Genomic DNA, 22,273 nt, shown 5'->3' with positions numbered 1-22,273 from the left:
GGCATTTCCAGCGCATCCCTGCGCCACTCTTGGAGATGCCCGCATGAATTCCCCCACCAAGCCGACCGAATTCCGCGCCAGCGACGCCCACGTCGATGAAGCAGCGATTCAGCCGTTGCCCAATTCCCGCAAGGTCTATGTAGCAGGCAGTCGCCCGGATATCCGCGTGCCGATGCGCGAAATCACGCAGACCATTACCCCGACCGAATTCGGCGGTGAGCAGAATCCACCAATCTACGTGTATGACTGTTCCGGGCCCTACACCGATCCGCAGGCGAAGATCGATGTACGCAAGGGCCTCTCCCCGATCCGCGCCAAGTGGATTGAAGAACGCAACGACACCGAACTGCTCTCCGGCCTGACCAGTGACTACGGCCGCATGCGCGAGGGCGACAAATCACTCGACCCACTGCGCTTTGAACTCACCCGCCAGCCACGCAAAGCCAAGGCAGGGGCAAACGTCGGCCAGATGCATTACGCCCGCCGCGGCATCGTCACGCCAGAGATGGAATACATCGCCATCCGCGAGAACCTGCAGCGCGAGCAATACATGGAAAGCCTCAAGGCGCTGGGCCCGAAGGGCGAGAAGATGGCTGCGATGATGCTGCGCCAGCATCCGGGCCAGTCGTTCGGCGCCAGCATTCCGCAACTGATCACGCCGGAATTCGTGCGCGATGAAGTCGCCCGTGGCCGCGCCATCATCCCCGCCAACATCAACCATCCGGAAGTCGAGCCGATGATCATCGGCCGCAATTTCCTGGTGAAGATCAACGGCAACATCGGCAACAGCGCCGTTACATCTTCGATCAATGAAGAAGTGGACAAGATGACTTGGGGTATCCGCTGGGGTGCGGACACCATCATGGATCTTTCCACCGGCAAGAACATCCACGAAACACGCGAGTGGATTCTGCGTAACTCCCCCGTCCCGATCGGCACCGTGCCGATCTATCAGGCGCTGGAAAAGGTCAACGGCAAGGCTGAAGACCTGACCTGGGAGCTGTTCCGCGACACGCTGATCGAGCAAGCCGAACAAGGCGTCGATTACTTCACCATCCACGCCGGCGTGCTGCTGCGCTATGTGCCGATGACCGCCAACCGCATGACTGGCATCGTCTCGCGTGGCGGCTCGATCATGGCCAAGTGGTGCCTGGCGCATCACAAGGAAAACTTCCTCTATACGCATTTCGAAGACATCTGCGAAATCATGAAGGCCTACGACGTCAGCTTCTCGCTCGGCGACGGCCTGCGCCCGGGCTCGGTATGGGATGCCAATGACGAAGCGCAGCTGGGCGAACTCAAGACACTGGGCGAACTGACGCAAATCGCCTGGAAACATGACGTACAGACGATGATCGAAGGCCCCGGCCACGTGCCGATGCAGCTCATCAAAGAGAACATGGATCTGCAGCTGGAATGGTGCGACGAAGCGCCGTTCTACACCCTCGGCCCGTTGACGACCGACATCGCCCCCGGCTACGACCACATCACCTCCGCCATCGGCGCCGCGCAAATCGGTTGGTACGGCACCGCCATGCTTTGCTACGTCACCCCCAAGGAGCACTTGGGCCTGCCGAACAAGGATGACGTGAAGGAAGGCATCATCACCTACAAGCTCGCCGCCCACGCCGCCGATCTCGCCAAGGGCCACCCCGGTGCGCAGATTCGCGACAACGCGCTGTCCAAAGCCCGCTTCGAATTCCGCTGGGAAGACCAGTTCAACCTCGGCCTCGACCCGGATCGCGCCCGTGAATTCCATGATGAAACCCTGCCGCAGCAAGGCGCCAAGGTCGCGCATTTCTGCTCGATGTGCGGCCCGCATTTCTGCTCGATGAAGATCACGCAGGACGTGCGCGACTACGCCGAGAAACAAGGCATTGCCGAAGCCGATGCATTGGCCAAGGGCATGGAAGCGAAGTCGATCGAGTTCGTGAAGAAGGGCGCTGAGGTGTATCACAAGCAGTAATCCCGAGCACCTCGCTCTACTCAAACGGGCCGCTGATGCGGCCCGTTGTCATTTCTGCAGAATCCCGCCCCATCCGGCCGGCGCTTCGTTTGGCCTTCAAGCCCTTGATTCCGTTATACTTCCGCCCCTCACCGCCACATCCAGTTGTCTGCCATGAGCCTGCCCGCCCACCAGCTTGAACTCCTCTCCCCTGCCAAGAACATCGACATCGGTCGCGAAGCGATCCTGCATGGCGCGGACGCGGTGTATATCGGTGGGCCGAGCTTCGGGGCGCGGCACAATGCCAGTAACGAGGTCAGCGAGATCGCCGAGCTGGTGCGTTTTGCCCACCGCTATCACAGCCGCATCTTCGTCACCCTCAATACCATCCTGCACGATGCAGAGCTGGAACCCGCGCGCAAGCTGATCCACCAGCTCTACGATGCCGGCGTGGATGCGCTGATCGTGCAGGACATGGGCGTGCTGGAGCTTGATATCCCGCCGATCCAGCTACACGCCTCCACGCAATGCGACATCCGTGGCGTCGAGAAAGCGCGTTTCCTCGCCGATGCCGGGTTCAGCCAGATCGTGCTGGCGCGGGAGTTGAAGCTCGACCAGATTCGCGCTGTGCGCGATGCGGTGCCGCTGGATACCACCATCGAATTCTTCATTCACGGCGCGTTGTGCGTGGCGTATTCCGGCCAGTGCAACATCAGCCACGCGGATACCGGCCGCAGCGCCAACCGCGGCGATTGCTCGCAAGCCTGTCGCCTGCCCTACACCCTGTCCGACGCCCAAGGCCGCGTGGTCGCGTTCGACAAGCATCTGCTGTCAATGAAAGACAACGATCAGAGCGCCAATCTGGAAGCCCTAATCGATGCCGGCGTGCGCTCGTTCAAGATCGAAGGCCGCTACAAGGACATGGGTTATGTGAAGAACATCACTGCCCATTACCGCCTGCTGCTGGATGAAATCCTGGAACGCCGCCCAGAGCTGGCCCGCGCTTCATCCGGCAGCACGGACATTTTCTTCACGCCGGATGTCGACAAAAATTTCCACCGCGGCCATACCGATTACTTCGTCACGGGGCGCAAGGAAGATATCGGCGCATTCGATTCGCCGAAATACGTGGGCGTCACGGTCGGCACCGTCACCAAGGTCGGGCCGAAGTGGTTCGAGATCGATGCCGCCGAGCCGCTCGCCAATGGCGATGGACTGAATTACATGAAGAAGCGCGACGTGGTTGGCGTGCAGGCCAATACGGTCGAGAAGGTCAGCAAGAGCGAAGCCGGCGCGATCTGGCGCGTGTTTCCGAACGAGGTCATGCAACAGCTGGATGGTCTGAAAGTCGGCACGCCGATCAGCCGCAACCGCGACCACGCGTGGGAAAAGGCACTGGGACAGAAGTCGTCCGACCGGCGCATCGGCGCGTGGCTGTCGCTGGCCGATTCCGCCGATGGCCTCGCGCTCACCGTGACTGATGAAGACGGCTGTACTGCTACCGCCAGCGTGGCACTGGCATTAGAACCGGCGAAGGATGCCGCCAAAGCCGAAGCCGGTTTGCGCGACAGTCTCGCCAAGTTGGGCAATACCATGTTCGTCGCCAACGATGTGTCGCTCGCGCTTTCGCAGCCGTGGTTCGTGCCTGCTTCGACCATCAACGCGCTACGCCGCGATGCCATCGAGCAACTCGAAGCCGCCCGCGTTGCCGCTTGGCCACGCCCGGAACGCAAAAAGGCCATCGAACCGCCGGTGGCCTACCCGGAAACCTCGCTCAGCTATCTCGCCAACGTCTACAACGACGCTGCGCGCGCTTTCTATACCAAACATGGCGTGCAGTTGATCGCGGCTGCTTATGAGGCGCACGAAGAGCCGGGCGAAGTCAGCGTGATGATCACCAAGCACTGCCTGCGTTTCTCCTACAACCTGTGCCCAAAACAGGCCAAAGGCGTGATCGGCGTGAAGGGCCAGATCCGCGCCGAGCCGATGACGCTCAAATCCGGCTCGGAAACCTACACGCTCAAGTTCGATTGCAAACCGTGCGAGATGCATGTAATCGGCAAGATGAAGCCGCACATTTTCAAATCCGCCCCGCCGTCATCCGTGCCGGTCGAGACGATTACGTTTCACAAGACGCGGCCGGTTTAATACCGCCCCACCGGCCGGGTCGTTTGACCCGTGCGTGGCGGTTCTCTTGCCCGCTGAATTCGCGGGTTACGCCTTGCGGCTAACCCGTCCTACGCGCCTACAAAATCCATACTTGGATCACACTGGCTGGGCAGCTGCCACTTTCGCAGGCAACAACCCCTGCGCCGCCAGCGCCTCACGCAATGCCACTGCCGTCTCGGTACGGGGCGTACTGCCGATCAAACCACGCAACTTGGTATCGACCAATTGATGCGGCCGGTTCCACAGATAACGCATTTCCAGCAAGGCACGCAGCAACGGCACCACTGGCGAGATCAGGCGAAACAGCCACCACGGCATTTGCTTGATCCGTAATGCCTGACCGACGGCTTGTTCGAGCGCGGCATGGAACTGCTGCCCGGTCAGCGTATGTCCTTCGAAGTTGAAGGCATTGAAACCGCTAAGTTGGTCGCGACGTTCCGCCACTTTCACAAACACCTCAGCTAGGTCAGGCAGATACGCCCAAGCATGCGCGACATCCATCGGCCCCATATAGGTCACACTGCCGCCCTTCAGCCCCTTGGCCATGATCTGGTCCAGCCAGGTGCCGGCCCCTTCCCCACCCAGAAAATCACCGGCGCGGATCACCACGCTGTTCACGCCTTGCGCGGCGGCGGCCTGCATCTGCGATTCCAGCGCGATGCGCAGCTTGGCTTTGCTGGTATTGGCGACCTGAGGCGTGGTCTCCAGCAGTTGCGACGGCATTTCGCGACCGTAGTTGTAGACATTGCCCGGCAGCATCAGCAGCGCACGGGTGGACTTGGCGAGTTGCAGCACGCTGGCGGTAATCGGCGGCAGATGCTTTTCCCACTGCGTGTATTCCGGGTTGATCGCGTTGACGATCACGTCGGCGTTTTGCCCTGCAGCGATCAAGGCAGCGGTATCGAGCACGTCGCACACCAACGGTTCCGCGCCGGCTGGCAAGGCATAGCGTGCCGGTGTGCGGGTCTGGGCAATCACACGCCAGCCGGCTTGGGCAAAAGCTGCAGTGGTAGCACGGCCGATACGGCCGTTAGCGCCCAGGATCATCACGGTATTTTTCAAGGCAGACATGGTTTGCTCCAGAGAAGGACCGCGATGCGCGGCGGGTGAAACCATTGTCGGATCGCGCCGCGTCAACAACAATACGCATGGATGCATAGCTGATATGCGCATATGAATACATTAAGGATTATCGACATGCCCACCGCCCCGCTCAGCGGCCTCGACCCACGCCGCCTGGATTGGAACCTGTTGCGTGCCTTTGTCGTCGTCGCCGATCAAGGCGCGATGTCTCGTGCGACCGACGTATTGGGCCTGAGCCAGCCTACCGTTTCGCGCCAGATTGCCGAGCTGGAAGCCCAGGTTGGCACCGCCTTGTTCGAACGGGTAGCGCGTGGTTTGCAGCTGACCGAGATCGGCAACACTCTGCTAGAGCCCGCCAAGCGGATGTTAGCCGCGGCACAAGCCTTAAGTCTGGCTGCAGCCGGGCAGGATCAGGCGATTGCCGGCACGGTGCGGATTACGGCCAGCGAGGTGATGTCCGCCTTTATCCTGCCGCCAATTTTGGCGCGGCTGGCAGCGGCTCAGCCGGGTATCGAGGTGGAGCTGGTTGCCTCCAATCGCGTGGATAACCTGCTGGAGCGCGAAGCGGACATTGCCATCCGCATGGTGCGGCCGACGCAAACCGGGCTGATCGCCCGCAAGATCGCCGAATGGCCGCTGGGCTTTTATGCCCGGCGTGATTACATCGACAACATCGCTGTGCCGCTGGAGATGGCCAGCCTGCACCGGCACCGCTGGGTGGGGTTGGATCAATCTGGCCAGATGATTGATGGCTTTCGCGCAGCCGGTTTCGACGTGGATCGACATTTCTTCCAGTTCCGTTGCGACAACCAGATCGTCGGCCTGCAAGCGGTGCGGGCCGGCCTCGGTTGCGGCATCGCCATTCGCCATCTGGCGCAGACGTTTCCGGAGCTGGTGCAGTTCATGCCGGAGCAACCGCTCCCGTCGCTGCCGGTCTGGCTCACGGCTCACCGGGAGCTGCGTGCCACACCGCGTATTGGCATCGTGTTTGATTTTCTGGCGGAGGCGTTGGCGGAATTCGGCGATGAGGGAAAACCAACGGCAACCTTGTAGGGCGGGTTAGACGCCTTGCGTCGTAACCCGCCGGACAATGTAGTGGAGAATCGCAAATGCGGCGGGTTACGACGCGAAGCGTCTAACCCGCCCTAGGCGTACAACGTCATTAACTAATCGTCACCCAACAACGCCCGGCGCAGGGTATCCGGAATCTCCGTCAGCACCAGCGTGCCGTTTTCCCGGTTGTAGATCACTTGGCCGGAGCGCAAGCTGCTGCGGTCGAATTCGATCTTCCAGTGCTCGGCCGATGCCTTGAAATGTGTCAGCGGTCGAATGGCGCGGCGATCGGGGACGAAGCCACCGGAGAGCTCGCGTTCTGGGTCGCCCAAGGTATTGCGCAACTCGGCCGGTGCATCCGGCCACGCGCGTTGCACCAGCACATCCAGACTGACCGGTTCGCCATCGTTACCGACTTCATCCAGATAGCCATGCGCGCGCTCGAACAGTGCATCGCGGGTTTCGGTTGGCAGTTGCTGGCGCTCGGCGAATTGCGTCAGGCCTTGCACCAGCTTCTGTGTTTCCTTGAGCGCCAAGATCACGTCGTTGCAGCCGAGGAAGAGCTTGAAGTAGTGCGCCACGTCACCACGCCCCTTGAGGAAGCTGATATAGCGCTCGGCGCCACGCTGCCAGCCGCCGAGGTCAATGCGGCCGGCGACGCGCAGATTGCCCATGTCCAAATGGATGCTGTCGACGATATCCAGCCCTTCAGTGATGGCGGTGCCAACGGTTTCGGTCACCAGTGCCACGATCAGCACATCGCGGCTCATGTCATCCACCCGGGCGATCAGCACGTAGCCACCGCTGGCGAGTTGCTCTTCACCGGCACGTACTTGCAGATGCTGCATCATCAGTTGCGCCAGCGTGATGAAGTCGATGGATTCCTCGATCACGTGCTGGCGGATGAAACGTGGCATCGGAAAGTTGTCTTCGTCGTCCTCGAACCGGCCATAGCCCTTGCCGGTGCGTTCGGCATAGCGCATGCACATATGGTCGATCAGCCGTTGCGCCGCTGGCGTCACGCGCATTTCGCCTTGCCGCAATGCGATCGATGCCGGGCCGTGCGGCTCTTTCACCAGTTGATGGACAACGAGGTTGCGGATGGTGTGTTGTTGCGTATCCATAAAGGCGATCCGAACTGGGGAATGAAACAGAGGGGCGCTATTGTCCCATCTTCGCCGTGTGGATGCGTACCTGAGATGGCCCACGATGCCGCTGCTCGAGCATCAATCGACGCATTATCTTGATCCGCGGCAATCCAATGGCATTTCCGGGCGGTGACGGGCAAGATCGCCCCATCCCTTCCTCCCTCGACCCAATCTCCGGTAGCCCTTTATGCAAAGCTTCTTCTACGCCCTTGCTTTCTCCATCGGCCTCGTCATTCCGGCGCAGGCCGCCATCAACAATCAGCTGAAGGCGGTCATCGGGGGCAGCACTCTGCTGGCCGCGCTGGTGTCATTCTCCAGCGGTGCCATCGTGTTGTTTCTGGTGGCGCTCTGCACCGGGCAAAAGTGGGGCAGCTTCGCGAGTGGTCTGCCGCGTGCAGACTGGTGGATGCTGACGGGCGGCACGATGGGCGCGTTTTTCGTGTTCGGCACTACCTTCCTGGCGCCGCGCATCGGCGTAGCAGCGATGCTGTCGTTGATCATCGCGGGCCAAGTGTTGGTGTCGATGCTGTTTGATCGCTTTGGCTGGCTGGGGATGCCGCTGAGGGAAGTGGGTAACGCTCGGCTGGTCGGCGCGGTGCTGGTCGCCGTGGGTGTGGCGCTGGTGAATTTGGGGGATAAGTTCTGGCGCTAAATACTAGATAGACAAGTCAGTGCAACTCCCCGGCCGCACCATTGCGTCGGGGCTACGCCATCGACCAAACCCCACTCAAAAAGCCGCTATGGCACGACGCCCGACCGCAGACAGTACATCGCGTACGGCAAGGTCGGGTAACACAGTCAGAGCGGCTTTTTGAGTGAGGCTTAGTCGCGCGCGAGGCGCTGGCGGACGTACCGCTCCACATCTGCCCGGTCGATCACGCCATCGGCGGTTGGCATGATCTCGCTCAGATCCACACCAAGCCGTGCCGCAAGGCTGGCGGCATCCCGGGTTACTTGCAGCACGTCAGCACTCGCTATCGACGATGCTTGCAACACCGGGAGCGCACTGCAGGCGGGAGGCAGATCCAGCGGTAGCCAGCCGGATTCCTGCTCTTCGATTTCCATCATCAGCAGCAATTCACCGCTGGTGATCTCTTCCCCTACTTCGATCAACAGCGATGAGATGCTGCCGGTATCCGGCGCGACAACCACGACTTCGCCATCCGGCAGCGCCAGGGTGACCAGCGCGCCGTCACGCACGGCCCAGTCCCCCGTTGTCACGTGGATCGTGACCACGTGACCGATTTCGTCGAATTCCGGGGCGCAAATCAGGTGGGAGGTGGTTTCAGGCATGGTAACGGCATAACGACAATCGATACGCCAGCCTACCCGATACGGCGCTGCATATCGATATATGCAGGAGAACACCTGAATTCACGGTGAACGAAGCGATTCAAAGAAACGCCGAAGCGCTTATTCGGCTGGGCGAATCATATCGATATGCAGGATGCCGTCTTCGTCATAGGCATCGCCCAATTGCGTAAATCCATGTTGGCCATAGAACCCGGCCAGATGGGCTTGTGCGCCGATCTGGTGGCCAAGGCCCGGGTAATGCGCATCGGACTTCCGTAGCGCCTCTGCTACCAAGCGATGCCCGATACCGGTGCCCCGTGCGGCAGGTGCAATCACCACCCGCCCCATGGAGGGCTGAGGATACTTGAGACCCGGCGGCACTAACCTCAAACAGGCTTGCAAGGTGCCGGCCGCATCGAACCCGAGCAGATGGAGCGACGGCTGATCCAGATCATCGATATCCGGGTAGATGCAGGCTTGCTCGATCACGAACACCTGCTGGCGCAGGCGTAAGTAGGCGTAGAGCGTATGCGGGTCAAACGCGTCGAACTCGAACCAGCGCCATGTGATTTCCATACCCGCCTTGCTCATCGGTCATATCCTGCGGCTGCACCGCGATTCATCAAATCTAAAAACAATAACCCCCTCGCGCAGGAGGGGGCTATCGGGGACTGCCTGTCTTGCAGAGCAGAGGGCGATCAGGCTGCCAGCACTTCGCGCCAACGGGCGATCTGGGCGCGCACCTGGTTCGGCGCGGTGCCGCCCACATGATCACGCGCAGCCAAGCTGCCTTCCAGCGTGAGCACGCCAACCACATCGGCCTCGATCAGCGGCGAGAAGCTCTTGAGCTCGACCAGTTGCAACTCTGACAAATCGCGGCGCTTTTCTTCGGCATAACGCACGGCCAATGCAACGGCTTCGTGCGCATCGCGGAACGGCAGGCCTTTCTTCACCAGGTAATCGGCAAGATCGGTCGCAGTCGCGAACCCTTGCTTGACCGCGCGTTCCATCGCCTCCGGCTTCACCGTTACGCCGCGCATCATGTCGGCATAGATGCGCAGGGTATCGCCCAATGTATCGACGGTGTCGAACAGCGGTTCCTTGTCTTCCTGATTGTCTTTGTTGTACGCCAGCGGCTGGGCCTTCATCAGCGTGAGCAGGCCGACCAGATGACCATTTACGCGGCCAGTCTTGCCACGTACCAGTTCGGGCACGTCCGGGTTTTTCTTCTGCGGCATGATCGACGAACCGGTACAGAAGCGGTCGGCGATGTCGATGAAGCCGTAGCGCGGGCTCATCCACAGTACCAACTCTTCGGACAGGCGCGACAGGTGGGTCATCGTCAACGCGGCGGCGGCGGTGAATTCAATGGCGAAGTCGCGATCGCTCACGGCATCGAGCGAGTTCTGGCACACGCCGTCGAAACCCAGCAGTTCGGCGGTGTACAGACGATCGATCGGGTAAGTGGTACCGGCCAACGCTGCAGCGCCGAGCGGTAATTGATTGACCCGGGCTCGGGCATCGAGGAAGCGATCGGCATCACGGCCGAGCATTTCCACATACGCCAGCATGTGGTGGCCGAAAGTGACCGGCTGTGCCACTTGCAAGTGGGTAAAGCCCGGCATCACGGTCGCGGCGTGTTGGTCTGCCAGATCGAGCAGCGATTTCTGCAGTTCGTGCGTGAGGGCAACCAGGATATCGATCGCGCCACGCAAATAGAGGCGGATGTCGGTCGCGACCTGATCATTGCGCGAGCGGCCGGTGTGCAGACGCTTGCCGGCATCGCCGATTTTCTCGGTCAGGCGGCGCTCGATATTCATGTGCACGTCTTCGAGATCAAGGCTCCACTCGAATTGGCCGGCGCGGATATCGGCCAGGATTTCCGACATGCCTTGCTGGATGGCGGCGAGGTCGGCGGCGCTCAGCACGCCCACCTTGTTGAGCATCGCGGCATGCGCAAGCGAGCCTTCGATGTCCACTTCTGCCATTCGTTTATCGAAATTGACCGAGGCGGTAAAGCGCTTGACGAGCTCCGAGACCGGCTCGTTGAAGCGGCCCGACCACATCTTGTTGGCGGAATCAGACATCGCGAATCCTGTGCGAAATTAAATAGCAAAGCGGGCGATTATACGGGTCAACGGGTTGCGCCGCAGCATAGCCAGCGTTTCACCGAGCTTTCAGGCGCCGTTTGCAACGAAGGCGAAAAACCCAGGTTGCAATCTACCCCCGTAAACGGAGGGTAGATTATCCATGCTGCAGCGCAACAACTAAATCAGGTATTTACCAGATGACGAACAGCAGCAACCAGCTGGCGACGAACGGCGACACGCCGACGGCCAGCAGGAGCATGGCGCTCAGGCGGCGCGGCGCGCTGGGGCTGCGCTGGCCCGTCATACGCCAGACAAGGCGTAGCGACCAGAGCAGCGCACAGGTCAGCAGCGTGAAGCGAAGCGGGTTCGCCCAGTCGGTGCCCAGTCCTTCGTGCTTGATCAGTGTGATGGTGGTGGCGGACAAACCGAGGAAAACGCCACAGCCCGCAGCGGGGATGAAGCCTTGGGCGAGCTTGTGCAGGCTCAAAGCGTTGCGGCCGGGCAACGCTCTATCTGCCAGCCAGAGCGCCAGATAGAGCGCCCCACCGACCACTACCGTGGTGACGGCAATGAAGCTGATGATCATCGCACCATCGAGCCAGCTGAAACTGTCGTTCACTTGCGGATAGTGGGTGAGCAACCACCACGGCGCGGAGTCGTCGAGCGGCCAGAGGATGTCGCGATCGATCAACCAAGTGGCGATCGATTGCTTGACCGCGACGAGCCAAGGGCTGGCCGACCACAGGAAGGCACCGACCGCCAGGCCCATCAGGCCGAACACGATCAGCGCGGTCTCCCAGCCGCTGCCCTTGGCGATCTTGACGACTTCTTCTTCCGGCGAACGCGCAACCAAGGTGATCGCTTCACGATGTCCGCTGCAGCGACCACACATGTGGCAATCGGATGCGCCTTTCATATGACGCAACGGCACAAGCGGGGCGCAATTGATCGGGATCACCTTGCCGTGGTGCGCGCGCCATTGATCTTCCTGCACCTTGAAGCGCCACGGTGCAAGCTTGGATAGAAGACCGAACACGCCGTTCACCGGGCACAGGTAACGGCACCACACGCGCTTCTCGCGGCCGGCCCAGAAACCCACCAGCATGGCGCCAATGGTCGAGCCGCCCAGCACCAGCAACACGGCGAGCGGGTATTGATAGACGCTGACGAGCTGGCCGTAGACCGTCGTCAACGCGAACGCGACAAAGGGCCAGCCGCCCCAGCGCATCCATTTCGGAATCGGCTTGTTCAGGCCGCGCTCACTCGCCCACTCGGCCAGCATGCCCTCAGGGCAGAACCAGCCGCACCACGCCCGCCCCATCACCGGCATCGACACCAATACGAACGGCCACCAGATGCCCCAGAAGGCAAATTGAGCGGTAATCGTCATATGGTTGAAGATGTGCGAGGTCTCGGTCGGCAGCGGCAGACAGGCCGGCACGATCAGCAGGAAGGCGTAGACCGCGACCACCACCCACTGCAAGTTACGCAGTGCGCGCTTGTGGTCGCGCAGGAAGTCGCCGAAGCGTGCCACGCGCAGTGCGAAAGCAGTCATTGCCAAGCCCGGCTCCGAAACAAGAAAGGCAGAATATTACGCCGGCCGACCAGCGCGGCGCAGCAAGGTCACACTGCTCACCCAATACAGCAGCCACGCCAGCAGTACCAGCAAGGCAGGCTGGGCGCGATAGCCGGCAAAGTCCGCGAACAGCTTGCCGATACCGCGACTGTCATCCAGCAGGTGCGAGCTATTCCAGAGCGGATCGACGATGCCGGGCAACAGGCCGACCGACACCAGCGTTTCCAGCCCGTTGACGAGCAGCGAACCCGCCAGCAACAGCAGCAACACTTCGGTCACCTTGAAGAAGCGTCGCCATGTAATCAGCTTGCCGCCCAGTTGCAGCAACCAGAAAGTGCCGAACGCCGCCACCAGCCCGACCACGCCAGCCAAGGCGAAGCCGCCCATCTGGCCGGCCTCGGCATTGGCGATGGTGCCGTAAAGGAACACCGCGGTTTCGCTCCCTTCCCGCGCCACCGCGATCATCACCAGCACCAACAAGCCCCACCAGTTGGAGCGCTCGACATTCTCGGCCATGCCCGACTCCAGCTCGCGCTTGAGCGTGCGGCCGTGCTTTTTCATCCAGTAGACCATCTGCACCACCAGCGCGGCAGCCACCAACGCCATCCCGGCGCGGAAGTACTCCTGGCCATTATCGGAGAGGACTTGCGCCACGCCCAGCAAGCCGAGCGCCAGCAAACCAGCCAGACCCAAGCCGGCCGCTACGCCACCCCACAGGAAGCGCAAACCGCGCTTGCCCGCCACCGGGCTGGCTTTCAGCCACGCATAAAGAATGCCGACCACGAGCAGCGCTTCGACGCTTTCCCGCCAGACGATGAAAAGAACCTGATCCATATCTGCAGTCCCTGCCCCGAAAGGCCTTACTTGATGACCAGCAGGCCCTTGGCTTGCGGGTGGAAGTCGTCGAAGAGTACGTGTTCGGCCGGGCTGGTCGGATTGACGACCACGAACGAGGTCACGCCGGGGCCGAGCACCTTTTCCTTGCGCAGCGAGATGCTTTCGAACTCAGCCGGCGATTTGCCGGCATTGGTGATCTCGAGCTTGAAGCGCGTGTTGGCCGGCGCTTCGATACGCGCGGGCGTCATGACGCCATCCTTGAGCGTGATCTTGAACGTCGGCAAATCGGCGGCCTGCGCCACCGGGGCGATGGCAGCGAGCGCGAGGACCACACCGGCCATCCCCAAGGCAAACGAGTTTCGAGTCATATCCAACCTTTTCCCGGCCCGCCGACGAATGCGCGAGCCCCTTCCCTTCAAAACGGGCACAGGGCTGCAAGCAGCCCTGTTGCCATCAGCACGACTTAGTAGCCGCCCTTCTTGCCGGTACCGGCGTAGGTGAACTCATAGTTGAGATCGAACGGCTTGAACCACGGACCCACGCCGGTTTCCTTATCCACGTGGCGGCCGAAGTGTGCCTGCGGATTTTCGGCTGGCGACAGGATGGTGTACTTGAGCTTGTACTTGCCCGGGCCTTCCAGCTTCACGTTATCGCCGTAATGCGGGCCATCGCTGGCGACCATGCCCATGAAATCGCCCTTGATCACGTTCTTGCTGCCGACCTTCTGGATTTCATACTTCACCAGCAGATACGGCACCCACTCGCCTTCAGCAAAGCCGTTCGGGTTGCCCTTGAGCGCGTGGATGTCAGCTTCGAGGTGAATATCGGACTTTTCGGCCGCAAGCATCATGCCTTCCGGGTCCATCTTGATCGGCTGCAGATAAACCGCGCCAATCTCCATGCCGGCTTGCTTGGCCGGCTTGCCGATCGGGTATTCAGCGGCTTGAGCAAAGCCGGCGGTGACAAACATCAGGGCAAGCAAGGTACGCTTCATTGAAAATCCTTTCCCAAGGTAGTGAGTTGATTACGGTCAAACTGAGGAATTCGTTGTAAGCCGCAATTCTACTCTTGGCTACGTCATTGAGAAGCGTTCTCGTTGACATTGATTTGTAACAAGACTTGCGCTAGCCCCACCCGCAAAGCCCCACCAAGCCCCACGCCAAATCGCTTGACACGCCGTATAATCCGCCGATTGCGTGGATGATCCACCGCCTTTTGCGGCGGTCGGAATCACCGCTTCGGTAAACACCTTGACCCCGTTTCCCACCTTGGCGAACGGCGGCGGAGACAACTACAAGATGGCCCGCGACATGAAAAAATCGCGCACCGCGTCCACCGGCAGCAGCAATGGTGGTGGCGGTTCGCTGCTGACTGGCCTGATCCTGGGCGTGCTCGTTGGCGTGGCGGTTGCGGTCGGCATTGCGCTCTACCTGAATCGCAGCAGCAATCCGTTTGCGGCCAAGACAACGCAGGAAACGCCGCCGGATGCCGTAAGCTCCGCGCCGGCCGTCGCGGTCAACGCCGCGCCGGAAGTCCTCCGCCCCAATGGCGCGGACAAAGACACTACAAGCGCTGCCACGGCAAATTCAGCCAGTAAGCCGGCAAGCGCGGCCAGCAGTGTCGAGCGCTTTGACTTCTATAAAGTGCTGCCGGAGCTGAACGATAAATCCGACAAGGCCGACAAACCGCAACAAGACACGAAGAAGGCGGATGCGAGCCCGCCCGCCAAGGTCGAAGCCCCCAAGGGCGCGTATCTGCAGGTCGGCGCATTCCAGAACGAGCAAGATGCGGACAACCTGAAAGCCAAGTTGGCGTTGATGGGTGTGGAAGCGAAGATCCAGAGCGCCGAAGTACCCGGCAAAGGCTTGTGGCACCGCGTTCGCATCGGGCCATTTGCCAGCTTGAGCGAGATGGACAAGACCCGCGGCGATCTCAAGAGCAATGGCGTAGACAGCACGGTCGTCAAAGGGAACTGATGAACGATTTGCGGTTCAAGCAACAGTTCGCCCAGTTCGCTGGACACCAAGTACTCAAATAATCCATAAGTAATTGAGTTTGCTGACCGACCGGTTTAGACGCCGGTTAAAAAAATAACACTGCCTCGTCCACAGGAGCACCCATGTTGAAACGTTGGTTGGCCGCTTTCGGCCTGATCGCAGGTTTCCTTGCCATCTCGGCCCACGCCGAATTCCGCGAGGGCGTTGAATACAAGAAACTGGCTTCCCCGCAGCCGGTCGCCCAGCCCGGCAAGCTCGAAGTCATCGAGTTCTTCTGGTACGGCTGCCCGCATTGCATGAACGTCGAGCCGTATGTTGAGGACTGGGCGAAGAAGCTGCCCAAAGATGTGAACTTCCGCCGCATGCACGTGAGCTGGGAAGGCCGTAACGACATCGAAGCGCACGCGCGCATCTTCATCGCGCTGAACGCTATGGGCATCGCCGCCAAGTACCAGCAAGCCGTATTCAACGCCATCCAGAAGGAAGGCATCGAACTGCGCCGTGAAGACGTCTTGTACGACTGGGTGAAGAAGCAAGGCATCGACGTCGAGAAATTCAAGACCAACTACAAGGCGTTCTCGATGAACGCCCAGCTGGGCCAACTGGCGCAAGCCGGCCGCGACTACAAGGTCGATGGCGTGCCGACCTTCATCATCAACGGCAAGTACACGACTTCGCCATCGATGACGGGCAAGGAAGACGGCACCGTGCTGCAAGTGGTGGATCAAGTTCTGGCGCAGGAACGCGGCAGCAACAAGCCGGCAACCACCAAGCCTGCCAAGAAGAAGTAAGTAGCTCCCGCCCGGATGAAATAGAACAAGGGTCGGCTTTGCCGACCCTTGTTTCGTTTCATGGCAAAAATACGGCCACTGCCCCTTCGGCGCACCGTATTATCCGCAGATCAAAACAGCCACGCGCGCCGAGCCGATCCTTGTCGACGATCCGCTACCGTTTCATCGCCCCCGCACCGATGCTCGCCCAGCGCCGTCCGGCTGCCCCGCCAGCGCGAGGGGAGCTGGTTGCCTGCCACGAATGCGATCTGCTGCAACGCCTGCAGCCCTTCTCCGGCGATAGCGTGCAGCGTTGCGCACGTTGCCGGGCACTGTTGCTACGCTACCGGGTCGATGGCGCACAACGCTCGCTCGCCTGGGCACTCACCGGTGTGATGCTGTTCCTGATTACCAACGCCTTCCCCATCGTCACACTGGAACTGCAAGGCATCCGCAACAACAGCACCCTCGCCGGCACCGTGCTCAGCCTTTGGCATGAAGGGCTGCCCATCGTGGCCGGCGTGGTCGCGATCACCACCATCTGCGTCCCCGGCATCATGCTCGCCGCCATGCTTTACCTTTTGTTGCCGCTCAATCGTGGCGTGCTGCCAGCCGGCTCGATTGGCTTGTTGCGCGCCCTCGCCGCGATGCGGCCGTGGGGGATGGTCGAAGTTTTCTTGCTGGGCGTGCTGGTCGCCTTGGTCAAACTGACCCACTTCGCCAGCGTGATCCCCGGCACCGCCCTATGGTCGCTCGGGGCGCTGGTGATCGCGCTTGCAGCGATGAGCGCCTCGTTTCACGCCGATGAAGTGTGGCGCCGCATCGGAATACAGCCATTAAAGCCGTGACTGCCGCCCACTATCGACTGGCCAACTGCCATAGCTGCGGCCTGCTCTCCCGGCTGGAAGGAGACGGTGCCCACTGCCCGCGTTGCGGCGCGCATCTGCATTTGCGCAAACCCGCCAGCATCGCCCGCACCTGGGCCTATCTGATCGCGGCGATGATTCTCTATATCCCGGCCAACGCGCTGCCGATCATGATCACGGGTTCGATCCTTGGTGAGCAGCGCGACACCATCCTGTCCGGCGTGGTTTTCTTGTGGTCGAGCGGATCGTGGCCGCTCGCGCTGCTAGTGTTCTTCGCCAGCATCATGGTGCCGATGCTGAAAATGATCGCGCTCACCTTGCTGCTGATCTCGGTGCAATGCCGCTCACGCTGGCAGCCCCTGCAGCGGCTCAAGCTCTACCGACTGGTCGAATTCGTCGGCCGCTGGTCGATGCTCGATATCTACGTCGTCGCCATTCTGGCCGCGCTGGTACAGATCCAGTCGCTCGCCACTGTCACGGCCGGCCCCGGTGCCGTCGCCTTTGCCGCCGTCGTCGTGCTGACGATGCTCTCAGCCATGAGTTTCGACCCCCGCCTGATCTGGGACCCGCTGAATGACGCAACACCCGAACCCGCAACACCCGAACCCGCAACACCCGAACCAAGGGAACCCCGTGCCAGCCCCGACGCCCTCCCCCGCTAATCCCGACGACCTCGCCGCGTTGCCGCGCGCCGTTGCAGAACCCAAACGCAAACGGTCACTGCAACTGGTGTGGATCATCCCGCTGGTGGCCGCACTGATCGGCGGCTGGCTCGCGGTCAAGGCCATCCTCTCGCATGGCCCGACCGTGACCATCTCCTTCCTTTCTGCTGAGGGGCTGGACGTCGGCAAGACCAAGATCAAGTACAAGGATGTCGAGATCGGCGTGGTCAAGCACATCGGCCTCTCCCCCGACCGCCAGCGTGTGATCGCCACGGCGGAGCTTTCGCCCGAAGCAGCCGAAATGCTGGTGGACGACACCCGCTTTTGGGTCGTGAAGCCCCGCGTGGCGGCTGGCGGTATTTCCGGTCTGGGCACACTGATCTCCGGTGCTTACATCGGCATGGACGTCGGCAAATCGACCAATAAGCGCAGCAGTTTCAAGGGGCTGGAAGTGCAGCCCATCATCACCGAAGGCACGCCGGGCCGGCAGTTCACGCTGCATGCGCGCGAGATCGGCTCGCTGGATATCGGCTCACCGGTCTATTACCGGCGTATCGCCGTCGGCCAAGTGACCGCCTACCAGCTCGACCCGGACGGCAAGGGCGTCACGCTCAAGGTGTTCATCAACGACCCGTACCAGCGCTACGTGCATATCGACACCCGCTTCTGGCATGCCAGCGGCATCGATGTGAGCGTGGATGCCAATGGCGTGCGCCTGCAGACCGAATCGCTCACCACCCTGCTGGTCGGCGGCATCGCCTTCCAGGACGCCATCGACAACGATCACGCCCAGCAGGCCGCTGAGAACGCCACCTTCCGCCTGGCCAGCGACAAGATCGAAGCAATGAAGCAGCCGGATACCGGCGAGCAGCGCTTCGTGATGTATTTCCAGGAATCGCTGCGCGGCCTCACACCCGGCGCACCGATCGATTTCCGCGGCATCGTCATCGGCGAAGTGCTCTCGGTCAATTTTGAATACGATGCCGATACCAAAACCATGCGTTTCCCGGTCGACATCGCCATCTATCCACAACGCCTCCAGACCCGCAACCGCAAGGGCAACGCGCCGGACACCAACCCCAACGCCGTGCTCGACAGCCTCGTCGCACGCGGCCTGCGCGCACAGCTGCGCACCGGCAACCTGCTCACCGGCCAGCTGTACGTGGCGCTGGATTTCTTCCCGAAAGCGCCCAAGGCCACGGTCGATCACAGCGTGACGCCGTTGGCGATCCCGACCATGCAGGGCAGCCTGGGCGAGCTGCAAAACACCGTCACCGAGGTCGCGCAGAAGATCAACAAGATCCCGTTCGATGACATCAGCAACGATCTCAAGCACGCCATTGGCAATCTCGATCAGGCGATCAACAGCACCAACGCGCTGGTCAAACGGCTGGACGGCGAAGTCGCACCGCAAGTCACCGCCACCATGACCGAAGCCCAGCGCACCATGGCCGAGGCCCAACGCACGCTGCAATCGGCCGGCAAGGTGCTGAATCAGGATGCTCCGGTGCAAACCGACCTGCGCAGCGCCCTGCAAGACGTGAGCCGCGCCGCCGATTCCATGCGCGCACTGACCGACTATCTGGAACGCCACCCGGAAGCGCTGCTTCGCGGCAAGGCCAAGGAAGAATGATGCAACTCACCCGCCACCAAGTCCTCGTTTCCATCGGCCTCGCCGCCTTGCTACTGGCCGGCTGCAGCACGCCGCAGGAACACTTCTACAGTCTGTCAGCACCGGATACCGCTGCCGCCGGCACCATCACCGGCGCGGTAGCAGCTGTCGTCGGCCCGGTCACCGTGCCGGAAGCGCTCGACCGGCCGCAGTTGTTGGTGCGCAAGGAAGGCGAATTGCGCGTGCTGGACTTGCGGCTCTGGGTGCAGCCACTCAAAAGCGAAATCGCTACCGTGGTGGCCGCCGAACTCGGCCGCAAACTGAACCGGCCCGTGGCAGTCACCGGCCAGAGCGCCGCCAGCGATGCGCCGCAGCAAGTCGTCATCGACATCCAGCGCCTCGACGCCACCCTTGGCGGCAGCGTCACGCTGGAAGCGCTCTGGCGGATTCGTGATGGCGACGGCAAGGTGCTGCATAGCGGGCGCTCCACCGTAAGCGATGTGAGTGCGGATGCGAGTTATGAGGCGCTGGTGGCCGCGCAGCGGCGCGTGGTGTTGAAGCTGGCGGATGAGATTGGCAGGTGGGCGGGGCGGTAGGCGAGCTTTGTCGTTTACTGTGAAGAAAACAAGTTATGCGCCGATGGCGCGGTTAAAAGCGTTACAGCGGGAGTCCGTCCCGCGACCGGGGAAGGGACTTTGTCTCGGGGTGTACATATTCCTTTGGGCCCCCTCCACCCCAAAGGCACCCCCCGCTGGACGGCTCTGGCTGAACGAAGCAAAGCTTCGCACGCCGCAGGCTACCCTCGATCGGTCCGCTTTGATGAGAACGACCTCCTAAGGTCTCGCGACACTCCCTCGGCGCTTAGCGCGAAGGGGGAAAAAGCCGCATTGCAACCATTGCGCATACAAAGGCGACAACTGTTTGCGAAGTCTGTTGTTTCGTAGGGCGCAATCCCGGAAGGGCATTGCGCCGCACCATTTTTCCAACAAAGTGCTAAAGATTTGAGCAGGCATTAAAAATTTAGCGGCTTCACCAACCCTTCCAACCGTCCCTGCACCGCCGCATCCCTAAACCCATCCGCCAATCGATCCCCCTCGGCCAGCGCCTTTTTCCACGCCGCAATCCGCGCATCATCCCGCCCGTCGTAACGGGCGAAATCCTTACGATCCGGGATGCGGCCATTCGGCAGACGGGCGATCCATTCGGCTGAGGGCGCGATGATCACCGCGTGATCCAGATGCTGTGCACGTCGCCAAGGTGCGAACTTGTCCAACCATCCAGTCGTGACGCGTGTGCTGAAATGCGGCAACAGCAGCAGCCCGGCCGGATCGGCCAGCGGCAAATCCATGTGGTAATCGATCAATCCACCATCCAGATACACGCCCGACCCCGCACCATCAAGCGTGGTAACAGTTTCCAGTACACCGGGAATCGTGCCACTGGCCATCAACACCTCGGGCAGATTGGCAGCATTCAGGGGCACTGAGTGGGTGGTAAAGCCATCCCGCTGCAGCGCGGCCGGATGACCGGCATGAAACACCACGCGCTCGAAATAGCGGCCCAACTTGTGCCGCCCACGCAGATTGGCGAGCACAGCGCGAGACAGCGCCAGACGATCACGCGCGCTGCCGCTGGCATCGATGCCACGCAACGCACGGGCCACGTAAATATTCAGGTGCAGCCACGGATGCGCGATGACTTCGGCAGCCCCCGTCTCACCCAACAAAGCCGTCATGATCAAGCGTGATTCCGCGCTGACTTGGGCTGGTGTGGGCTTGCTTGGATAACGTTGTTCCAGATAGCGATCCTCGAACCGGCAGAGCGCCGCGAGCGGATCGTTCTGCGCCAGACAAGCCAAGCGCCATGCGCCAATCGATGAGCCAATCGCCGTCAGTTGTGGCGGGTTTGCTGCCAGCCATTCGCCGAACAACGCGCGATCCAGCCGGGACTGCACCAGCCATTTCGGCCCGCCAGCAGCTGCGCCAACATGACTGAACAACCCTTGATGGAATCCTTCACGCTGAATGCGCGCCAGCGCCGCCGGGCCGGCGAGAAGCTGCAAATCGCTCACCCGGTCACGCCTCGCTATTCAGGATGGCGAGCTGTTCTTCATCGAGGTAGCACCATTCGCCCTCGGCCAGATCAAGCGCAGCCAGCGTCAGACCACCGATCTGCACCCGCGCCAGTGCCGCGCAGTGATTCCCAGCCGCCGCCAGCATCCGCTTCACCTGATGGTATTTGCCTTGGTCGATGACGATCTCGATATGTGTCGGATCGATCAGCTTGGCAACTTGCGCGGCAAGCGGTGCCGGTTCGTCGGCCAGCTTCACGCCCGCCAGCAAGGCATCGGCCAGTGATTGGTCGGCCGGCTCCGCCAGGGTGGCGACGTACACCTTCGGCTGATGATGCTTGGGGTGACTTTGCGCGTGGATGAACGCGCCGTGATCGGACAGCAGCAACAGGCCGGTCGTATCGTGATCGAGCCGTCCTACCGGCTGCACATCGCGCCAAGTAAATTGCTCCGGCAGCAGCGTATGCACACCAGGATGGTGCGACGGCTTGCGCGAGCACTCGAAATTGGCCGGCTTGTTGAGCGCGATATAGACATGCTCGCGATACAGCCACGGCTCGTCGAACACGGTGAATTCCAGCCCGGTCGGGTCGAATTCGCGCTTGTAATCGGTCACGACTTCACCGGCAATAGTGACGTCGCCGTCTTCGACCAGCCCCCGGCAGCCCTTGCGAGTGCCAAAGCCCTGATTCTGCAAAATGCGATCTAGCGATAGTTTTTTCATGGGCGAGACTTTACCGAAAAAGCTGCGGATGCCGTTAAAACCCTGAATCTTGAACCACAGAGAGCACTGAGAAAATCGTTGTAGGAGCGAGCTTGCTCGCGATTGCTTCGTTAATTGACACACGGTCATCGCGAGCAAGCTCGCTCCCACAAAAGCGCGCTCTTATCAGCACGTAGGATGGGTTGAGCATAGCGATACCCATCGCTTCCGGTGACCATGCTTGATGGGTATCGCTATGTGTTCAGCCGGGAGACATAGGTAACACTTGTCGGTAGACATGGGTAACACTCAACCTAGTCTAACTGCACCCGCAGATCGATGGTGCGAATGGCCTTATGACAGAAGAACACCGTCAGCACATCGGCTTGTGCCGAAGG

At 61.1% G+C, this 22,273-nt stretch carries 21 protein-coding genes; 10 read left to right on the top strand and 11 right to left on the bottom strand.

Annotation, left to right across the window (positions count from 1 at the left end):
• Positions 1–43: 43 nt before the first annotated feature.
• Both thiC and BR41_RS17245 read left to right on the top strand, forming a co-directional pair.
• Positions 44–1,966: a phosphomethylpyrimidine synthase ThiC gene (thiC, locus tag BR41_RS17250; RefSeq protein WP_035059507.1), complete on the top strand. Its 1,923-nt coding sequence runs from the start codon at positions 44–46 to the stop codon at positions 1,964–1,966.
• Positions 1,967–2,119: 153 nt separating this feature from the next.
• Entirely contained in the window at positions 2,120–4,093 is a 1,974-nt protein-coding gene (locus tag BR41_RS17245; RefSeq protein WP_035059506.1) for a peptidase U32 family protein, read from the top strand.
• 117 nt (positions 4,094–4,210) lie between these two features.
• On the opposite strand, the gene BR41_RS17240 is transcribed toward BR41_RS17245, so the two are convergent.
• Positions 4,211–5,185: an NAD-dependent epimerase/dehydratase family protein gene (locus tag BR41_RS17240; protein WP_035059505.1), complete on the bottom strand. Its 975-nt coding sequence runs from the start codon at positions 5,183–5,185 to the stop codon at positions 4,211–4,213.
• Between the two features lie 126 nt (positions 5,186–5,311).
• Here BR41_RS17240 and BR41_RS17235 point away from each other — a divergent pair, with 126 nt between their 5' ends.
• Positions 5,312–6,250 carry a LysR family transcriptional regulator gene (locus BR41_RS17235; RefSeq protein WP_051711248.1) on the top strand — a complete coding sequence of 313 codons (939 nt, stop codon included), beginning with the start codon at positions 5,312–5,314 and terminating at the stop codon, positions 6,248–6,250.
• Positions 6,251–6,363: 113 nt separating this feature from the next.
• On the opposite strand, the gene BR41_RS17230 is transcribed toward BR41_RS17235, so the two are convergent.
• On the bottom strand, positions 6,364–7,374 hold the full coding sequence (locus BR41_RS17230; protein ID WP_035059504.1) for a nucleoid-associated protein: 1,011 nt from the start codon (positions 7,372–7,374) through the stop codon (positions 6,364–6,366).
• A gap of 211 nt (positions 7,375–7,585) precedes the next feature.
• Between BR41_RS17230 and BR41_RS17225 the strand changes: the two genes are divergently transcribed.
• Positions 7,586–8,050: a DMT family transporter gene (locus BR41_RS17225; protein ID WP_035059502.1), complete on the top strand. Its 465-nt coding sequence runs from the start codon at positions 7,586–7,588 to the stop codon at positions 8,048–8,050.
• A gap of 170 nt (positions 8,051–8,220) precedes the next feature.
• Here the strand turns inward: BR41_RS17225 and BR41_RS17220 are convergent, their stop codons facing one another.
• The 7 genes from BR41_RS17220 to BR41_RS17190 form a co-directional block, all read right to left on the bottom strand.
• On the bottom strand, positions 8,221–8,691 hold the full coding sequence (locus BR41_RS17220) for a hypothetical protein (protein WP_035059500.1): 471 nt from the start codon (positions 8,689–8,691) through the stop codon (positions 8,221–8,223).
• Positions 8,692–8,811: 120 nt separating this feature from the next.
• Positions 8,812–9,282, bottom strand: a complete 471-nt coding sequence (locus BR41_RS17215) for a GNAT family N-acetyltransferase (RefSeq protein ID WP_245615965.1) — start codon at positions 9,280–9,282, stop codon at positions 8,812–8,814.
• A gap of 107 nt (positions 9,283–9,389) precedes the next feature.
• Complete coding sequence (gene argH / locus BR41_RS17210; RefSeq protein ID WP_035059498.1) at positions 9,390–10,778, bottom strand: argininosuccinate lyase; 1,389 nt, start codon at positions 10,776–10,778, stop codon at positions 9,390–9,392.
• 193 nt (positions 10,779–10,971) lie between these two features.
• Entirely contained in the window at positions 10,972–12,336 is a 1,365-nt protein-coding gene (locus tag BR41_RS17205) for a 4Fe-4S binding protein (protein ID WP_035059496.1), read from the bottom strand.
• Between the two features lie 36 nt (positions 12,337–12,372).
• A complete protein-coding gene (locus tag BR41_RS17200) occupies positions 12,373–13,191 on the bottom strand; it encodes an FTR1 family iron permease (protein WP_035059494.1) in 819 nt (272 codons plus the stop codon).
• Between the two features lie 26 nt (positions 13,192–13,217).
• The gene (locus BR41_RS17195; protein WP_084187348.1) at positions 13,218–13,562 is read right to left on the bottom strand and encodes a cupredoxin domain-containing protein; all 345 of its coding nucleotides are present in this window, start codon (positions 13,560–13,562) and stop codon (positions 13,218–13,220) included.
• A gap of 95 nt (positions 13,563–13,657) precedes the next feature.
• Positions 13,658–14,188 (bottom strand): iron transporter, encoded by a 531-nt coding sequence (locus BR41_RS17190; protein ID WP_035059490.1) that lies wholly within the window; start codon positions 14,186–14,188, stop codon positions 13,658–13,660.
• A 256-nt stretch (positions 14,189–14,444) separates the two neighbouring features.
• Between BR41_RS17190 and BR41_RS17185 the strand changes: the two genes are divergently transcribed.
• The 6 genes from BR41_RS17185 to BR41_RS17160 all read left to right on the top strand — a co-directional run bounded on the left by BR41_RS17185 (position 14,445) and on the right by BR41_RS17160 (position 19,697).
• Positions 14,445–15,170, top strand: a complete 726-nt coding sequence (locus BR41_RS17185; protein WP_211251793.1) for an SPOR domain-containing protein — start codon at positions 14,445–14,447, stop codon at positions 15,168–15,170.
• A gap of 143 nt (positions 15,171–15,313) precedes the next feature.
• A complete protein-coding gene (locus BR41_RS17180; RefSeq protein WP_035059488.1) occupies positions 15,314–15,982 on the top strand; it encodes a thiol:disulfide interchange protein DsbA/DsbL in 669 nt (222 codons plus the stop codon).
• 140 nt (positions 15,983–16,122) lie between these two features.
• Entirely contained in the window at positions 16,123–16,809 is a 687-nt protein-coding gene (locus BR41_RS17175; RefSeq protein WP_051711244.1) for a paraquat-inducible protein A, read from the top strand.
• On the top strand, positions 16,806–17,489 hold the full coding sequence (locus tag BR41_RS17170; RefSeq protein WP_211251792.1) for a paraquat-inducible protein A: 684 nt from the start codon (positions 16,806–16,808) through the stop codon (positions 17,487–17,489). The genes BR41_RS17175 and BR41_RS17170 overlap by 4 nt, the downstream gene beginning before the upstream one ends.
• Entirely contained in the window at positions 17,401–19,122 is a 1,722-nt protein-coding gene (locus BR41_RS17165; RefSeq protein ID WP_084187347.1) for a PqiB family protein, read from the top strand. The genes BR41_RS17170 and BR41_RS17165 overlap by 89 nt, the downstream gene beginning before the upstream one ends.
• The gene (locus BR41_RS17160; protein WP_169741327.1) at positions 19,122–19,697 is read left to right on the top strand and encodes a PqiC family protein; all 576 of its coding nucleotides are present in this window, start codon (positions 19,122–19,124) and stop codon (positions 19,695–19,697) included. Before BR41_RS17165 ends, BR41_RS17160 begins: the two co-directional genes overlap by 1 nt.
• A 416-nt stretch (positions 19,698–20,113) precedes the next feature.
• Here BR41_RS17160 and BR41_RS17155 read toward each other — a convergent pair whose 3' ends face one another.
• On the bottom strand, positions 20,114–21,172 hold the full coding sequence (locus tag BR41_RS17155; protein ID WP_035059482.1) for a patatin-like phospholipase family protein: 1,059 nt from the start codon (positions 21,170–21,172) through the stop codon (positions 20,114–20,116).
• 4 nt (positions 21,173–21,176) lie between these two features.
• On the bottom strand, positions 21,177–21,896 hold the full coding sequence (locus BR41_RS17150; RefSeq protein ID WP_035059480.1) for a pseudouridine synthase: 720 nt from the start codon (positions 21,894–21,896) through the stop codon (positions 21,177–21,179).
• Between the last annotated feature and the right edge of the window lie 377 nt (positions 21,897–22,273).

Origin of the sequence: Andreprevotia chitinilytica DSM 18519, assembly GCF_000711875.1 — a bacterium.
GTDB lineage: Bacteria > Pseudomonadota > Gammaproteobacteria > Burkholderiales > Chitinibacteraceae > Andreprevotia > Andreprevotia chitinilytica.
The sequence above is the reverse complement of the archived record's forward strand: the minus strand, read 5'-3'. Positions and strand labels throughout refer to the sequence as shown.

Excerpts from the sequence above, each read along its gene's own strand:
- BR41_RS17180 (WP_035059488.1), top strand. The coding sequence starts at position 15,314 with ATGTTGAAACGTTGGTTGGCCGCTTTCGGCCTGATCGCAGGTTTCCTT.
- BR41_RS17240 (WP_035059505.1), bottom strand. The coding sequence starts at position 5,185 with ATGTCTGCCTTGAAAAATACCGTGATGATCCTGGGCGCTAACGGCCGT.
- BR41_RS17195 (WP_084187348.1), bottom strand. The coding sequence starts at position 13,562 with ATGACTCGAAACTCGTTTGCCTTGGGGATGGCCGGTGTGGTCCTCGCG.
- BR41_RS17220 (WP_035059500.1), bottom strand. The coding sequence starts at position 8,691 with ATGCCTGAAACCACCTCCCACCTGATTTGCGCCCCGGAATTCGACGAA.
- BR41_RS17215 (WP_245615965.1), bottom strand. The coding sequence starts at position 9,282 with ATGAGCAAGGCGGGTATGGAAATCACATGGCGCTGGTTCGAGTTCGAC.
- BR41_RS17225 (WP_035059502.1), top strand. The coding sequence starts at position 7,586 with ATGCAAAGCTTCTTCTACGCCCTTGCTTTCTCCATCGGCCTCGTCATT.
- BR41_RS17245 (WP_035059506.1), top strand. The coding sequence starts at position 2,120 with ATGAGCCTGCCCGCCCACCAGCTTGAACTCCTCTCCCCTGCCAAGAAC.
- BR41_RS17235 (WP_051711248.1), top strand. The coding sequence starts at position 5,312 with ATGCCCACCGCCCCGCTCAGCGGCCTCGACCCACGCCGCCTGGATTGG.
- BR41_RS17205 (WP_035059496.1), bottom strand. The coding sequence starts at position 12,336 with ATGACTGCTTTCGCACTGCGCGTGGCACGCTTCGGCGACTTCCTGCGC.
- BR41_RS17165 (WP_084187347.1), top strand. The coding sequence starts at position 17,401 with ATGACGCAACACCCGAACCCGCAACACCCGAACCCGCAACACCCGAAC.
- BR41_RS17190 (WP_035059490.1), bottom strand. The coding sequence starts at position 14,188 with ATGAAGCGTACCTTGCTTGCCCTGATGTTTGTCACCGCCGGCTTTGCT.
- argH (WP_035059498.1), bottom strand. The coding sequence starts at position 10,778 with ATGTCTGATTCCGCCAACAAGATGTGGTCGGGCCGCTTCAACGAGCCG.
- BR41_RS17200 (WP_035059494.1), bottom strand. The coding sequence starts at position 13,191 with ATGGATCAGGTTCTTTTCATCGTCTGGCGGGAAAGCGTCGAAGCGCTG.
- BR41_RS17230 (WP_035059504.1), bottom strand. The coding sequence starts at position 7,374 with ATGGATACGCAACAACACACCATCCGCAACCTCGTTGTCCATCAACTG.
- BR41_RS17160 (WP_169741327.1), top strand. The coding sequence starts at position 19,122 with ATGCAACTCACCCGCCACCAAGTCCTCGTTTCCATCGGCCTCGCCGCC.
- BR41_RS17150 (WP_035059480.1), bottom strand. The coding sequence starts at position 21,896 with ATGAAAAAACTATCGCTAGATCGCATTTTGCAGAATCAGGGCTTTGGC.
- thiC (WP_035059507.1), top strand. The coding sequence starts at position 44 with ATGAATTCCCCCACCAAGCCGACCGAATTCCGCGCCAGCGACGCCCAC.